General features: G+C 70.7%; 13 protein-coding genes. 12 read left to right on the top strand and 1 reads right to left on the bottom strand.

The window, feature by feature from the left end; all coding sequences use genetic code 11:
- The first annotated feature begins 22 nt into the window (after positions 1-22).
- From carB to VQ02_RS00670, 6 genes are all read left to right on the top strand, one after another.
- On the top strand, positions 23-3,496 hold the full coding sequence (carB, locus tag VQ02_RS00695; RefSeq protein WP_048442229.1) for a carbamoyl-phosphate synthase large subunit: 3,474 nt from the start codon (positions 23-25) through the stop codon (positions 3,494-3,496).
- Between the two features lie 124 nt (positions 3,497-3,620).
- Positions 3,621-4,097, top strand: coding sequence for a transcription elongation factor GreA (greA, locus tag VQ02_RS00690; RefSeq protein ID WP_048442228.1), 477 nt, complete (start codon positions 3,621-3,623; stop codon positions 4,095-4,097).
- Positions 4,098-4,230: 133 nt separating this feature from the next.
- Complete coding sequence (locus VQ02_RS00685) at positions 4,231-4,752, top strand: hypothetical protein (RefSeq protein WP_157080433.1); 522 nt, start codon at positions 4,231-4,233, stop codon at positions 4,750-4,752.
- Between the two features lie 251 nt (positions 4,753-5,003).
- Positions 5,004-5,903, top strand: coding sequence for a LysR substrate-binding domain-containing protein (locus tag VQ02_RS00680; protein WP_048442227.1), 900 nt, complete (start codon positions 5,004-5,006; stop codon positions 5,901-5,903).
- A gap of 201 nt (positions 5,904-6,104) precedes the next feature.
- Positions 6,105-7,520: an aspartate ammonia-lyase gene (gene aspA, locus VQ02_RS00675; RefSeq protein ID WP_048442226.1), complete on the top strand. Its 1,416-nt coding sequence runs from the start codon at positions 6,105-6,107 to the stop codon at positions 7,518-7,520.
- A gap of 121 nt (positions 7,521-7,641) precedes the next feature.
- Positions 7,642-8,958: a dicarboxylate/amino acid:cation symporter gene (locus VQ02_RS00670; RefSeq protein WP_048442225.1), complete on the top strand. Its 1,317-nt coding sequence runs from the start codon at positions 7,642-7,644 to the stop codon at positions 8,956-8,958.
- Between the two features lie 104 nt (positions 8,959-9,062).
- On the opposite strand, the gene VQ02_RS00665 is transcribed toward VQ02_RS00670, so the two are convergent.
- Positions 9,063-9,872: an alpha/beta fold hydrolase gene (locus tag VQ02_RS00665; protein WP_245239577.1), complete on the bottom strand. Its 810-nt coding sequence runs from the start codon at positions 9,870-9,872 to the stop codon at positions 9,063-9,065.
- A 187-nt stretch (positions 9,873-10,059) separates the two neighbouring features.
- Here VQ02_RS00665 and VQ02_RS37980 point away from each other — a divergent pair, with 187 nt between their 5' ends.
- From VQ02_RS37980 to VQ02_RS00640, 6 genes are all read left to right on the top strand, one after another.
- Positions 10,060-10,236 carry a hypothetical protein gene (locus VQ02_RS37980; RefSeq protein ID WP_167350690.1) on the top strand — a complete coding sequence of 59 codons (177 nt, stop codon included), beginning with the start codon at positions 10,060-10,062 and terminating at the stop codon, positions 10,234-10,236.
- Positions 10,233-11,294, top strand: coding sequence for a single-stranded-DNA-specific exonuclease RecJ family protein (locus VQ02_RS00660; protein ID WP_048442224.1), 1,062 nt, complete (start codon positions 10,233-10,235; stop codon positions 11,292-11,294). Before VQ02_RS37980 ends, VQ02_RS00660 begins: the two co-directional genes overlap by 4 nt.
- 225 nt (positions 11,295-11,519) lie before the next feature.
- On the top strand, positions 11,520-12,260 hold the full coding sequence (locus VQ02_RS00655; RefSeq protein ID WP_048442223.1) for a DUF7986 domain-containing protein: 741 nt from the start codon (positions 11,520-11,522) through the stop codon (positions 12,258-12,260).
- 320 nt (positions 12,261-12,580) lie between these two features.
- A complete protein-coding gene (locus tag VQ02_RS00650; protein WP_048442222.1) occupies positions 12,581-13,069 on the top strand; it encodes a DNA polymerase ligase N-terminal domain-containing protein in 489 nt (162 codons plus the stop codon).
- A gap of 302 nt (positions 13,070-13,371) precedes the next feature.
- The gene (locus tag VQ02_RS00645; protein WP_048442221.1) at positions 13,372-14,499 is read left to right on the top strand and encodes a mechanosensitive ion channel family protein; all 1,128 of its coding nucleotides are present in this window, start codon (positions 13,372-13,374) and stop codon (positions 14,497-14,499) included.
- Between the two features lie 262 nt (positions 14,500-14,761).
- Positions 14,762-14,946: transposase family protein (locus VQ02_RS00640; protein WP_048442220.1), on the top strand; the 185-nt coding region annotated here is incomplete at its 3' end.

Below are 14,946 nucleotides of genomic sequence, written 5' to 3'. Positions count from 1 at the left end.
ACGCACGAGTCTGAAGCGTCCGATGCCCAAGCGCACCGATCTCTCCTCCATCCTCATCATCGGCGCGGGCCCGATCGTCATCGGGCAGGCATGCGAGTTCGACTATTCCGGCACGCAGGCCTGCAAGGCCCTGCGCGAGGAAGGCTACCGGATCATCCTGGTCAACTCGAATCCGGCGACGATCATGACCGATCCGGATCTCGCCGACGCCACCTACGTCGAGCCGATCACGCCGGAGATCGTCGCCCGCATCATCGAGAAGGAGCGGCCCGACGCCCTCCTGCCGACGATGGGCGGCCAGACCGCGCTCAACTGCGCCCTCTCGCTCAAGCGCATGGGCGTGCTCGACAAGTTCGGCGTGCAGATGATCGGCGCCACCGCGGAGGCGATCGACAAGGCGGAGGACCGCAGCCTCTTCCGCGACGCGATGACCAAGATCGGGCTCGAGACCCCGAAATCGGCGCTCGCCAACGCCTCGGCGGCCAAGAAGGCCGACCGCGAAAAATACCTCGCCGAGGTGGCGCGGATCGAGGGCGCCGAGACCGATCCGGCCGCCCACGCGGCGGCGCTGGCCGCCTTCGAGAAGAAGTGGGCCTCGGGCGAGAACGACCGGCGCAAGCGCTACGGCGAGCACGCGATCGGCCAGGCGCTCGTGGCGCTCGCCGAGGTGGGCCTGCCGGCGATCATCCGGCCCTCCTTCACCCTGGGCGGCACCGGCGGCGGCATCGCCTACAACCGCGAGGAGTTCCTCGACATCGTCGAGCGCGGCATCGACGCCTCGCCGACCAACGAGGTCCTGATCGAGGAGTCCGTGCTCGGCTGGAAGGAGTACGAGATGGAGGTCGTCCGCGATCGTGCGGACAACTGCATCATCGTCTGCTCGATCGAGAACGTCGACCCGATGGGCGTTCACACCGGCGACTCGATCACCGTGGCGCCGGCCCTGACGCTGACCGACAAGGAATACCAGCGCATGCGCGACGCCTCGCTCGCCGTGCTGCGCGAGATCGGCGTCGAGACCGGCGGCTCGAACGTCCAGTTCGCCATCGACCCGGCCACCGGCCGGATGATCGTGATCGAGATGAACCCGCGCGTCTCGCGGTCCTCGGCGCTGGCCTCGAAGGCCACCGGCTTCCCGATCGCCAAGGTCGCGGCGAAGCTCGCCGTCGGCTACACCCTCGACGAGATCGCCAACGACATCACGGGCGGCGCCACGCCGGCCTCGTTCGAGCCGACGATCGATTACGTCGTCACCAAGATCCCGCGCTTCGCCTTCGAGAAGTTCCCGGGCGCCGAGCCGACGCTGACCACCGCCATGAAGTCGGTCGGCGAGGCGATGGCGATCGGCCGCACCTTCGCCGAATCGCTCCAGAAGGCCCTGCGCTCGCTGGAAACCGGGCTCACCGGCCTCGACGACATCGAGATCGAGGGCCTCGGCAAGGGCGACGACCGCAACGCCATCAAGGCGGCGATCGGCACCCCGACCCCGGACCGGCTGCTGAAGGTGGCGCAGGCCCTGCGGCTCGGCGTCAGCCACGAGGAGGTCCACGCCTCCTGCAAGATCGACCCGTGGTTCCTGGAGCAGCTCCAGGGCATCATCGATCTCGAGACCAAGGTGAAGCGCTTCGGCCTGCCGAAGACCGCCGGCGCCTTCCGCCAGCTCAAGGCGGCGGGCTTCTCGGACGCGCGCCTCGCGGTGCTCGCCAACACCGACGAGGCGGCGGTGCGCTCCGCCCGCCGGGCGCTCCAGGTGCGGCCGGTGTTCAAGCGCATCGACACCTGCGCGGCCGAGTTCAAGTCGCCGACCGCCTACATGTACTCGACCTACGTCGCCCCCTTCGCCGGCAGCGTGGCGGACGAGGCCCAGCCCTCCGACAAGAAGAAGGTGATCATCCTCGGCGGCGGCCCGAACCGGATCGGCCAGGGCATCGAGTTCGACTATTGCTGCTGCCACGCCTGCTTCGCGCTCACTGACGCGGGCTACGAGACCATCATGGTCAACTGCAACCCGGAGACGGTCTCGACCGACTACGACACCTCGGACCGGCTCTACTTCGAGCCGCTGACCGCCGAGGACGTGCTCGAGATCATCGAGACCGAGCGGCAGGCCGGCACGCTCCACGGCGTCATCGTGCAGTTCGGCGGCCAGACCCCGCTGAAGCTCGCCCGCGCCCTGGAGGAAGCCGGCGTGCCGATCCTCGGCACCTCGCCGGACGCGATCGACCTCGCCGAGGACCGCGACCGCTTCAAGCGCCTGCTCGACAAGCTGCACCTGAAGCAGCCGAAGAACGGCATCGCCTACTCGGTCGAGCAGAGCCGGCTGATCGCCGCCGAGCTCGGCCTGCCCTTCGTGGTGCGGCCCTCCTACGTCCTCGGCGGGCGCGCGATGGCGATCATCCGCGACGAGACCCAGTTCGCCGACTACCTGCTCGACACCCTGCCGAGCCTGATCCCGTCGGACGTCAAGGCCCGCTACCCCAACGACAAGACCGGCCAGATCAACACGGTGCTGGGCAAGAACCCGCTCCTGTTCGACCGCTACCTGTCGGACGCGATCGAGGTCGACGTCGACGCGGTGTCGGACGGCAAGGACGTGTTCATCGCCGGCATCATGGAGCACATCGAGGAGGCGGGCATCCACTCGGGCGACTCGGCCTGCTCGCTGCCGCCGCGCTCGCTGTCGCCGGAGACGATCGCCGAGCTCGAGCGCCAGACCCGCGGGCTGGCGCTGGCGCTGGAGGTCGGCGGCCTGATGAACGTGCAGTACGCGATCAAGAACGGCGAGATCTACGTGCTCGAGGTCAACCCCCGGGCCTCGCGCACCGTGCCCTTCGTCGCCAAGGTGATCGGCGAGCCGATCGCCAAGATCGCCGCCCGGGTCATGGCCGGCGAGCCGCTCGCGAGTTTCGGCCTCAAGCCGAAGACCCTGCCGCACATCGCCGTCAAGGAAGCGGTCTTCCCCTTCGCCCGCTTCCCCGGGGTCGACGTGCTGCTCGGGCCGGAGATGCGCTCCACCGGCGAGGTTATCGGCCTCGACCGCGGCTTCGGCGTCGCCTTCGCCAAGAGCCAGCTCGGCTCGGGCACGCAGGTGCCGAAGGCCGGCACGGTCTTCGTCTCGGTGCGCGACGACGACAAGGCCCGCATCCTGCCGGCGATCAAGCTGCTCGCCGAGGTCGGCTTCACGGTGCTCGCCACGGCCGGCACGCAGCGCTACCTCGCCGAGAACGGCGTGGCCGCCGCCCGCATCAACAAGGTGCTGGAGGGCCGGCCGCACGTGGTCGACGCGATCAAGAACGGCGACATCCACCTGGTGTTCAACACCACGGAGGGGGCGGGCGCGCTCTCCGACTCCCGGTCCCTGCGCCGGGCGGCCCTCTTGCATAAAGTGCCGTACTACACCACTCTCGCGGGAGCGATGGCGGCCGCAGAGGGGATCAAGGCCTATCTCGGGGGTGATCTCGAGGTGCGGGCCCTGCAGGAATATTTTGCGGCTTAAGTCGTAACGCCGCGGACGAGACCTATCTCATCCCCTCGCGCCCGCGCGAGACAATCGGAAACAGGCCCGGTCGGGAGGCTCAACCTCCCGCCGGGCCGATTATTTGTGACGCGAGACGACGACGATGGACAAGGTTCCGATCACGGTACGGGGATTCGCGGCTCTCGAGGCGGAGCTGAAGCGCCGCCAGCAGGAGGAGCGCCCGCGGATCATCCAGGCGATCGCGGAGGCCCGCGCGCTCGGCGACCTGTCGGAGAACGCCGAGTACCACGCCGCCAAGGAGGCCCAGTCCCACAACGAGGGCCGGGTGCTGGAGCTGGAGAGCCTGATCTCCCGCGCCGAGGTCATCGACGTGTCGAAGCTCTCCGGCACGAAGGTCAAGTTCGGCGCCACCGTCAAGCTGATCGACGAGGACACCGAGGAGGAGAAGACCTACCAGATCGTCGGCGAGCCCGAGGCCGACGTGCATGCCGGCCGGGTCTCGATCACCTCGCCGATCGCCCGCGCGCTGATCGGCAAGGCCGTCGGCGACACCGTCGAGGTCGTCACTCCGGGCGGCGGCAAGTCCTACGAGATCGTCGGCATCCAGTTCGGCGCCTGACGCGCCGGATGTCGTTCGGCGCCTGAGCGCCTTCAAGCGTTGCCGGAGCGGGCTGCGGCGGCTATCCCGGCGGACACGCGGCGCCTCCCGGTGGGGGCGCGCGGCGCCCGGGGGCGCCAGGAAGGTGACGTCGATGCTGCGCTGGTTCCGGTCCCTGATCGCGGCCGCCCTGACGGGGGTGGCCTTCTTCGGGGCGATCCTGCCCGCGGGCGCGCAGGACGCCGCCCTGCCGCCGGCCACGCGCTTCTCCGCCATCCGGGTCGATGTCGGCCCTCTCCTCGCCCGCGGCCTCGGCGGCTACGCCGAGGGCGTGCGGGGCGAGCTTCAGGCGGCCCTGGCCCGGACCTTCGCCGACCGGGTCGGCGGCCCCGGCCCGATCCTGGTGGTGCGGGTGACCGGCGTCTCGCTCAACCCCTATGCCGGCAGCGAGACCCGTTTCGGCGGCGGCGGCAACGCCACCAACAGCGACTACCTTGAGGGCGAGGCCCTGGTCGTCGGCCGCGGCGGCGAGGTGCTGCTGCGCCATCCCCAGCTCTCCGCCACGCCCGCGAGCTCCGGCGGCGCCTGGTACGACCCGGCCTCGGAGCGCCGGCGCGTGAGCTACATCGCGGAGCACTACGCGGCGTGGCTGAAGCGCGGGTTGGGGTTGGATTAGGCGGGACGCTGAGGCACGTCCCTGCCGCATCGATCATCGACCTCTGTCGGCCAGCCCCCATCCTCGACCTCATCCCGAGGTGTGCAGCGATCGAAGATCGCGGAGCCTCGAAGGAGGCCTCCAGAAAGCTCGTGATCCCTGGAAGCCTCCTTCGAGGTCAGCCGATCTCCCATCGACCGGCACCTCAGGATGAGGTCGAGGATGGGAGAATCCGAGCACGGACGGAGACCCCGCCCATCCGGACGACAGCGATGGAACTCAAGTGGATCGAGGACTTCCTGAGCCTCGCCGAGACCCGCAGCTTCTCGCGCTCGGCGGAGTTGCGCGCGGTCACGCAGTCGGCCTTCAGCCGCCGCATCCGCTCGCTGGAGGTCTGGCTCGGCACCGCGCTCCTCGACCGCAGCACCTACCCGATCACGCTGACCGCCGACGGGCGGCAGTTCCTCGAGACCGCCGAGGAGGTGGTGCGGCTCCTGACCCTGAGCCGGGCCGACTTCCGCACCCGCAGTGACGGCGCCGGGCTGCCGGTGGTGACGATCACGGCGCTGCACTCGCTCTGCCTGTCGTTCCTTCCCCGTTGGCTCGGCCGGATCCGTGACGCGCTCGGGCCGGTGGCGAGCCGGGTGCTGCCGGACAACTTCAACATCTGCGTCCAGGCGCTGGTCGAGGGCGGCTACGACCTCCTTCTCACCTATCACCACCCGGGCATCCCGATCCCCCTCGATCCCGGGCGCTATCCCTGCCGGGTCGTCGGCCGCGACAGCCTGGCGGCGGTGGCGGCCCCGCGCGGCCTGGTGCCCGACGCGCGCGGGCGCCTGCCGCTGCTGCAATATTCCCGCGGCTCGTTCCTCGGCCGCCTCGCCGCGATCGCGCAGAGCGCCGAGGACGCGCCCCCGACCTTCCCGGTCCACACCAACGAGAACTCGATGGCCGAGGCCCTGCGCTCGATGGCGCTCGGCGGCCACGGCATCGCTTGGCTGCCGCGCAGCCTCGTCGAGGCCGAGATCAGGGCCGGGGCGCTCACGGTGCTCGGGCGCGAGATGCCGATGGACGTCCGGCTCTACCGCAGCGCCGAGCGGCACCGCCCCTTCCTCGACGAGGTCTGGGCCGTCGCGGCGGAGGATCCGCCAAACTATTCGGATGCGGAATAGTTCATCGCCAACATAGCATTGGCGGCGCGGGCGATGCGGGATTATTCCGCCGCCATCCGGTGACGACGCCGCAGTTCTCCATGAACCGGCGGGCCTGATCCCGGCTCAACCCGTCCCTTCGACGCGGCTCCGCCGCCTGCCCGCCGTCAGGCGCGCCGGATCGCGACCGCGTGCCGACAATCCGGCGTCAGGAGTAATCCCTTGTCCGACGTTTCGACCCGCATCGAGCACGATCTTCTCGGCGACCGGGAGGTGCCGGCCCACGCCTATTACGGCGTCCACTCCCTGCGTGCCGTCGAGAACTTCCCGATCACCGGCACGACGCTGGCGACCTGCCCTGACCTGATCCGGGCGCTCGCCGCGATCAAGCAGGCGGCGGCGCTCGCCAACCGCGAGCTCGGCCTCCTCGACGTCGAGCGCTGCGACGCCATCGTGGCGGCCTGCCTGGAGATCCGCGCCGGCCGCCTGCACGACCAGTTCGTGGTCGACCAGATCCAGGGAGGTGCGGGCACCTCGACCAACATGAACGCCAACGAGGTGATCGCCAACCGGGCGCTCGAGATCCTCGGCCACGCGCGGGGCGATTACGGCCGGCTGCACCCGAACGAGCACGTCAACATGGGCCAGAGCACCAACGACGTGTACCCGACGGCGCTCAAGATCGCGGCGATCGGGGCGACCCGCCGTCTGGTCGAGGCCATGGCGCGCTTAAGGGCCAGCTTCGAGGCCAAATCGGAAGAGTTCCGCGACATCCTCAAGATGGGCCGCACCCAGCTCCAGGACGCCGTGCCGATGACGCTGGGCCAGGAATTCGGCACCTACGCCCGGATGCTGGCGGAGGACGAGTCGCGCCTCGGCGAGGCCGAGCTGCTGATCCGCGAGATCAACATGGGCGCCACCGCCATCGGCACCGGCATCACCGCCCACCCGCTCTACGCGGGCCTGGTGCGCGAGCGCCTCGCCACGATCACCGGGATCCCGCTGGTGACGGCGGAAGACCTCGTCGAGGCGACCCAGGATTGCGGCGCCTTCGTCCAGGTGTCGGGCGTGCTCAAGCGCGTCGCCGTCAAGCTGTCGAAGACCTGCAACGACCTGCGCCTGCTCTCGAGCGGCCCGCGGGCCGGCTTCGGCGAGATCAACCTGCCGGCGCGCCAGGCCGGCTCCTCGATCATGCCCGGCAAGGTCAACCCGGTGATCCCGGAGGTCGTCAACCAGGTCGCCTTCGAGGTCATCGGCAACGACGTCACCATCACCTTCGCGGCCGAGGCCGGGCAGTTGCAGCTCAACGCCTTCGAGCCGGTGATCGCCTACAGCCTGTTTCGCAGCCTCGCCCATCTCGAGGCGGCCTGCCGCACCCTCGACCTGCACTGCGTCCGCGGCATCACGGCGAACCGCGAGCGCCTGCGCGCCAGCGTCGAGAACTCCATCGGCATCGTGACGGCGCTCAACCCGTATATCGGCTATCGCAACGCGACCGCCGTCGCTATGGAGGCGCACGCCACGGGCCGGGGCGTCTACGACCTCGTGCTCGAGAAGCGGCTGATGGCCCGCGACCAGCTCGACAGGGTGCTCCAGCCCGACCAGCTGACGCGCCCGCAGGCCCTCACGGTGATCTGACCGATCCCCTGATCGCGGCACGCTCACGGACGGAAACGCCAGACATTCGCGGGACGAACCCGGGCGCAGGACTGCGCCCGGGACCTTCCGCACATCCGTTCACCCCTGGGAGGAACACGAAATGGCACAGGTTGAGACGACCGGACGCTCGGGCCGGCTGACGCTCTACACCGGAATCGGCCTCGCCCTCGGCGTCGCGGTCGGCGCGGTGCTGCACGGCATGGCGGCGACCCCCGCGGAGGCGAAGGAGATCGCCGGCTACTTCACCATCGGCACCGACATCTTCCTGCGGCTGATCAAGATGATCATCGCGCCGCTGGTCTTCGCCACCATCGTGGCGGGCATCGCCAGCTTCGGCGACACCAAGGCGGTCGGCCGCGTCGCGGGCTTCGCCATGGGCTGGTTCCTCACCGCCTCGATCGTCTCGCTCTCGCTGGGCTTCCTCGTCGCCAACATCTTCCAGCCCGGCGCCAGCCTCGGCCTGCCGCTGCCGGATGCCGGGGCCCAGACCGGCCTGAAGGCCGCCTCGATCAACCTGCGCGAGTTCCTCACCCACGTCTTCCCGACCAGCATCGTGTCGGCGATGGCGACGAACGAGGTGCTGCAGATCCTGGTCTTCTCGGTGTTCTTCGGCTTCGGCCTCAGCGCCATCGACCGCGCTTACGCGGATCCGATGGTGCAGATGCTGAACGGCCTCGCCCAGGTGATGTTCAAGGTCACCGACGCGGTGATGCAGGTGGCGCCGCTCGCGGTCTTCGCCGCGATGGCCTCGGTCGTCACCATCCAGGGCCTCGGCGTGCTCGTCGATTACGGCAAGTTCATCGCCGTGTTCTACCTCGGCCTCGCGGTGCTGTGGGCGCTCCTCATCGGCGCCGGCTGGCTGGTGCTCGGCAACAGCGTCGTGCGGCTCCTGCGCCTCCTGCGCACCCCGATGATCGTCGCCTTCTCGACCGCAAGCAGCGAGGCCGCCTTCCCGCGCACCGTCGAGGTGCTGGAGCGGTTCGGCGTGCGGCCCCGCGTCACCGGCTTCGTGCTGCCGCTCGGCTACTCGTTCAACCTCGACGGCTCGATGATGTACCAGGCGATGGCCTCGCTGTTCATCGCGCAGGCCTTCGGCATCCATCTCAGCCTCACCGAGCAGCTCACCATGCTCCTCGTCATGATGGTGACGAGCAAAGGGATCGCCGGCGTGCCCCGGGCCTCCCTGGTCGTGGTCGCCGCCACCGTGCCGATGTTCGGACTGCCCGCCGCCGGCATCCTGCTGATCATGGGCGTCGACCAGATCCTCGACATGGGCCGCACCGTCACCAACGTGCTCGGCAACGGCCTCGCCACCGCCGCGGTCGCCCGCTGGCAGGGCGAGATCGACGAGACGACGGACGAGGCCGCACCCGAGGCGCCCGCCGTCCTCCCCGTGCCGGCCGGCAGGGCCGCCTGAGGCGGAGGGACCGGCGGTCGCCGCGGATGACCGCCGGCCGGTGAGGTCACGTCCTTCAGAAAACCGGGCCTCCCGCCCTGTCCGTGTGGACGCGGTCCGCCGCCCTACCCGACGCCCGACAGCACCTCGACGACTTTCTCGGGGTTCGGCACCTCGACGTCGTGCGGCACCGCCAGCTCGCGGTAGTGCCAACCGGCCTTCGCCCGGGCCCGCTGCCGGCTCGGCTCGATCGAGGCGAGCGCCGGGCTCGTATAGGCGACGTAGGTCACCGGCAGGCCGGCCCCGGCGGGCTTCGCGAGCCGCACCGGGCTCTCGTAGGTGCCGATCGGGTGCGGCCGCAGGCGCTGCATGAACCAGTCCTTGGCCGGGCCCGCCGGGATCGGGAACGCGTCCGGGCCGGGCACCGGCAGCGCCACGCCCGCGCCCTGCTCGAGCGCCGCCTTGCGCCGGGCCTCCGCCATGCCGGCGGGCAGGAGCGCGAAGGCGGTGTCGCCGTTCTCGGGGATCAGCGCGTCGAGGTAGACGATGTGGCGGACCCGGTCGGTCAGGCGGTCGGCGACCCCGGTGACCGCCATGCCGCCGTAGGAATGCCCGACCAGGACGACGTCGCGCAGGTCCTCCATCGCGAAAAGGCTCGCCACGTCCTCGATGTGGGTGTCGACGGTGATCTGGCGCGACAGGAGGTGGCTGCGCTCGCCGAGCCCGGTCTGCGTCGGCGTGAAGACCCGGTGTCCCTGCTGCCGCAGGCCCGCGGCGATGTCCCGCCAGATCCAGCCGCCGCCGTAGGCGCCGTGCACCAGCACGTAGGTCTTCGGTGCGCCCGGCGCGGCTTGCGCCTGCGCGTCGCCCCGCGACAGGGCGGCGGCTCCCAGGGCCGAGAGGCCCGCCAGGGCGATCCTGCGATTGACGCTCACGCTCGAATTCCTCCCTTTGTTCGTCCTTGGAGAGCGTTGTAGCGGCTCGCCGGCGGAGATCCATCGCCGACGCGCGTCCTCCACTGCGCTTGCACCGCGCGCTCGACCGCGGCGTCGCCTTGTCCGGTGCGGCGCCGTGCCGGCCCGGGGGAGAAGAACCCGCGGCGCGCCGGCGTGTTGCCCCGGCATGACCGACGACTACTCACCGACAGCAGCGACGCAGGCCCACCGGCGGGAGATCGTCGTAGAGAGCTGCGTCGACCGTCTCGGCGATCCTGCCACCGGCGCGACCCGGGACGACGAGGCCGTGCGCGCGGTCGCGCGGCGGTCCATCGCCGGCCTCCGGACCGAAGCGCGGCCGTGACCGTCGCCGGCTTCGCGGAGACGCTGGCGCGGTTCGGCGCCGGCACGCCCGTGGTGCTGTGCCACGACGACGCCGACGGCCTCGCGGCCGGCGCGATCCTCGCCCGCGCCCTCGCGGGCACGCCGCACGGTCCGGCGCGGGTGCGGGTGATCGGGCGCGGCGAGAGTGCCTGGTCCGACGCGGTCCGCGCCGAGCTCGCGGCCGGACCGCCGGTGTCGGGCCTCCTCGTCACCGATCTCGGCGTGCAGGCGGAGGCGATCCTCTCCGGCCTGCCGACCGTCATCATCGATCACCACGTACCGCGCAGCGAGCCGGCCCCGGAGGTCGCGACCGTCATCAGCGGCTACGGCTCGGAGCCGACCCCGACCTCGAGCCTGCTGGCGCATCGCTGCGCGACCGCGCTCATCGGCGAGGCGGGCGCCGACCCGCTTGTCTGGCTCGCCGCCCTCGGCGCCGTCGGCGACCTGGGGGAGCGCGCGAGCGCGGCGCATTTCCCGGACGTCATGGCCCGGGCGCGGCGGTCCCACACGCTGAAGGCGCTGCGCGAGGCCGTGAGCCTGGTCAACGCTCCGCGCCGCGCCAGCCGCGGCGATGCCTCACCCGCCCTGCGCCTGCTGCTGCGCGCGAGCGGACCGGGGGAGATCGCCTCCGACACCTCGCCCGACGGCGACGCGCTGCGGCAGGCCCGGGCCGAGGTGAAGGACGCCCTCGAGGCGGCGCGCAAGGTGCCCCCGCTCTTCTCCGGGCCGGTCGCCCTGGTCCGCTGCGACTCGCCCTGCCAGATCCACGCCCTCGTCGCCCAGTCCTGGACGCACCGCCTGCGCCGGCAGGTGGTGATCGGTGCCAATGCGGGCTTTCGCGACGGCTTCGTCCACTTCGCCGCGCGCAGCGCCGGCGTGCCGGACCTCATCGCCTTCCTGAACGAGCGCGCGCCGCCCCTCGGCCCCGACGACCAATTCGCGCAAGGCCATCGGCGCGCGACGGGCGGCCAGATCACGCGGGAGACCTGGAACCGCTTCGCCTCCGGGCTCGGCTTCGGGCCCGAGGCCATGGCCTGATCCGCGTTCCGATCAGTTGACTCCGGCGACCGCTGCGCGGGCGCGGTCGCCACGCGGATTTCGGCTTCGCTCAGGCGTGCGAAGCGAAGCTTCGCCGCGCGGGCTGGTGATTCGCTGTCCGGCAGGGATCTTCCGGACAGCGAATGCCGGGACCGCGCCGGGACTCGGCCCGACGCGGCCGCGATCATCGCGCGACCCATCTCCCGGCGGGCGAGGAGGACGATCATGACCGATGACGATGCCGCCCCGGCGCGTGAGGCGCTTCTCACGCGATACCGGCCGATCCGGCAATCGATCCAGGCCGTCCTCGCGCAGGCCGTCCAGTCCTGCAGGAAGCCCGACCTCGACCGGGCTGCCAAGCATCTCGGCCTCGTGGACGACGCGCAGCTCGAGGACGATACGATCTTCGACATGCTCTGCGACGTTGCGCTGTTCGAGCCCAACCAGCGCGGCCGGCGCGTCTTCGACGGCTTCCTGCGCGACCGCCTCGCCGCCCTCGGGCCACCGGAGCAGGACATCGCCCGCCGGATGGGCGGCGCGTTCGTGTCGATCTTCCGGGTGGCCGAGCGGCACGCGCAGGCCGGCCTCTGGCTCGAGGACCTGCTCACGGCGGGCCGCCGGCTGTGGCTCCTCGACGAGAGCCTCGAAGCCTCGGTTCCCCAGGGCCTCGTGATCGGCATGCGGCTGTTCGAGGCCGGGCCATTCCACGCCGGATTCGGCATCATCGTCGAGCCCCGGGAGGATCTGGTCGCGTTCTGCACGCAGGCCGCCCGCGGCGACCGCCTGCCCGTGCGCCACTCGCTGGCAGCGGCGCTCTATGCCGACGACATCATGGCGCGGAGCCTGACCGTCGTTTCGGCAGCGGAGGTGCCCGACGCGGTCGTCGAGGCCCTGATGCGACAGGCCTGCCTCCCGGCGGACACGCCCGTGATCCAGGCTCGAGGGAGCCGCAGACGGCCCAAGTGAGGCACGCGGCGCCAGCCGCGCCGCACGCCATCCGCTTTCAGCCCCGTGTCCTATCCCCCGACACGCTTCGACCCTGTGACCTTTGCCGTCGGAGCCTTCCAGGATCTCCTTGAACGGACACGCCTTCCCTGGGCCGGCCCTTGACGGGTGCGATCCTCGGCGTGCCGACGAGCTTCGGAGGCGGGAGCAGTCTGCCCTGTCCGGTCACGTCCGCGAGTTCGGTCGTGCTGCTCTGATCCGGCAACCGTAGGACCGCTCGACCGTTGCGCCTGTGGGGCTCGCCGGGACGCAGTTGCCGAACCAGATCCATCAGCGCTCACATGCCGTCCTTCGTCGTCCAGAAGCACGCTGCCCGCCGGCTCCACTACGACTTCCGGCTCGAGGTCGGCGGCGTGCTGAAGAGCTGGGCGGTGACCCGCGGCCCGAGCTTGATCGCCGGCGAGAAGCGGCTCGCCATCGAGGTCGAGGACCACGCCTTGAGCTACGGCAGCTTCGAGGGCGTGATCCCGGCCGGGTCCTACGGGGCGGGTGCCGTGCTCCTGTGGGATCGCGGCACCTGGGAGCCGGATGGCGACCCGGTCGCCAATCTCGCCGCAGGGTCGCTCCGCTTCCGCCTTCACGGCGCGAAGCTGATCGGCGGCTGGCGCCTCGCTCGCATGCCACCCCGCGGACGACAGGTCTCCTGGCTCCTCATCAAGGCGGCCGACGCGGCGGCCCGCCCGCGCGGCGCGCCCGACATCCTGGAGGAGCGCCCGCTCTCCGTCGTCTCCGGCCGTCCGATCGAAGCACTGTCAGCGGACGCGCCGTGAGTTTCGTGTCCTGCGCGAGCCTTCGGGCGCACAGGTGATCGGGGCGACCCTCCCGGGCAAGCTCGACGGGCAGATCAAGGCCGCGTCCATCCCGACTGCGAGGCGATCCGGCCGCTCTCCGGATATCGGACTCGTGCGAGGCCGAGTGTCCGGCCGATCCCGCCGTTACCCATGTCCGCGCGACGGGATCGCCCCGGATGCACGTGGGGCATCCCAGCGTCTCGCGACGCACAGCAGTGATTGTGCATCGCGGAACCCGCCGGGTCGCCTGAGCTTGCCTCTCGGCTTGCCATGGAGGTCCGATGCCCGCCGTGAACACGCTGATGAACGATGCGCTGCGCTGGCTCTCGTGGGTGCCGTGGTGGGCGCAGAGCCTGATCCTCATCGCCGGCTGCTGCGCCGTCGTGCTGCCGCTGCACCGGTTCGCCTCCCGCGCCCTGCAGCGCGCCGTGGCGAACCGGACCCTGTTCTGGCGCTCCCTGGTCGCGCGCACCCATGGCCCGACCCGCCTGGCGCTCCTGATCGTCGCCCTCTCGACCGCCTCGGCCACGGCTCCGGTGTCGTGGGAGGTGCGCATCGCCGTCAACCAGATCCTGCTCTTGGCCTTCGTCGCCCTTGTCGGCTGGGCCTGCGCCGTCGCCCTGCACATCGCGACCGTGATCTACCTGCGCCGGTTCAAGCTCGACGCCGAGGACAACCTTCTCGCCCGCAAGCACTTCACGCAGATGCGCCTGCTCGAGCGGGCCGGCATCACGCTCGTGGCCCTGGTCACCGTCTCGATCGCCCTGATGACCTTCGAGCCGGTCCGGCAATACGGGGTGAGCCTGCTGGCCTCCGCCGGCGCCGCCGGCCTGATCCTGGGCCTGGCGATGCAGCCCGTCCTCTCGAACCTCGTCGCGGGCATCCAGATCGCGATCACCCAGCCGATCCGGATCGAGGACGCCGTCATCGTCGAGAACGAGTGGGGCTGGGTCGAGGAGATCACCTCGACCTACGTCGTGGTGCGGCTCTGGGACTGGCGCCGTCTGGTTCTGCCGCTCACCTACTTCATCCAGAAGCCGTTTCAGAACTGGACCCGCGAGGGAGCGTCCCTGATCGGCAGCGTGTTCCTCTACGTCGATCACACGGCGCCGGTCGACGCGATGCGCAGGAAGCTCGGCGAGATCGCCGCCAAGTCGGCCCTGTGGGACCGCAACGTCGTCAACCTGCAGGTCTCCGACGCGAAAGAGACCGTGATCGAGGTCCGGATGCTGGTCAGCGCCCGGAACGCCCCGCAAGCCTGGGATCTGCGCTGCGAGGTGCGCGAGAAGATGATCACGTTCCTGCAGACCGAGCACCCCGGCGCCCTGCCGCGGCACCGCTCGGAGTGGATCCAGCCCGATGGCGTGCTGCCGGCGGCAGACAGGCTGGGTCGTCGGCAAGCCGCCTGATCGGATGGGGTGAGCCGCGTCTCTCACGCGTCCCGCGGCACACCTGCGGCACGCGGCGTCAGCCGCGCCGCCTGCACCCAAGGCGCGAGCCTGGCTCCTCCGATCGTCTTTCCCCTTTCCCCGGCGCACCCGACACGCTTCGACCGTGCGACCTTCGGTCGAGACCTTCGCCCGGATCCCCTTGAGCGGATGCGCGATCCCAGGGCAATCGGGTGAATGAGGGAGGTGACAAGGGCCTGAAGGTCTGAATCGGTTGTCCGCCATGACGTGGCTTGGGGGGCGGGCGATGGACGAGGCGAGCGAGCCGGTAGCGGCCGTGTTCGAGGCGACGGTGTTCCTCGATCATTTCGCGGACCTGCCTGACCCGCGCCAGCCCGGCAAAGTTGCCTATCGCCTGGACGAGGTTCTGCTCCTGGCGTTGCTCGCCATCCTAGCAGGGGCTGAAGG

The sequence above is a fragment of the Methylobacterium variabile genome, from assembly GCF_001043975.1.
Lineage (GTDB): Bacteria > Pseudomonadota > Alphaproteobacteria > Rhizobiales > Beijerinckiaceae > Methylobacterium > Methylobacterium variabile.
The sequence above is the reverse complement of the archived record's forward strand: the minus strand, read 5'-3'. Positions and strand labels throughout refer to the sequence as shown.

What these genes read in the sequence shown, in the direction of transcription:
- carB (WP_048442229.1), top strand. Translation starts at nt 23, where the DNA reads ATGCCCAAGCGCACCGATCTCTCCTCCATCCTCATCATCGGCGCGGGC.
- greA (WP_048442228.1), top strand. Translation starts at nt 3,621, where the DNA reads ATGGACAAGGTTCCGATCACGGTACGGGGATTCGCGGCTCTCGAGGCG.
- VQ02_RS00685 (WP_157080433.1), top strand. Translation starts at nt 4,231, where the DNA reads ATGCTGCGCTGGTTCCGGTCCCTGATCGCGGCCGCCCTGACGGGGGTG.
- VQ02_RS00680 (WP_048442227.1), top strand. Translation starts at nt 5,004, where the DNA reads ATGGAACTCAAGTGGATCGAGGACTTCCTGAGCCTCGCCGAGACCCGC.
- VQ02_RS00670 (WP_048442225.1), top strand. Translation starts at nt 7,642, where the DNA reads ATGGCACAGGTTGAGACGACCGGACGCTCGGGCCGGCTGACGCTCTAC.
- VQ02_RS37980 (WP_167350690.1), top strand. Translation starts at nt 10,060, where the DNA reads ATGACCGACGACTACTCACCGACAGCAGCGACGCAGGCCCACCGGCGG.
- VQ02_RS00655 (WP_048442223.1), top strand. Translation starts at nt 11,520, where the DNA reads ATGACCGATGACGATGCCGCCCCGGCGCGTGAGGCGCTTCTCACGCGA.
- VQ02_RS00650 (WP_048442222.1), top strand. Translation starts at nt 12,581, where the DNA reads ATGCCGTCCTTCGTCGTCCAGAAGCACGCTGCCCGCCGGCTCCACTAC.
- VQ02_RS00645 (WP_048442221.1), top strand. Translation starts at nt 13,372, where the DNA reads ATGCCCGCCGTGAACACGCTGATGAACGATGCGCTGCGCTGGCTCTCG.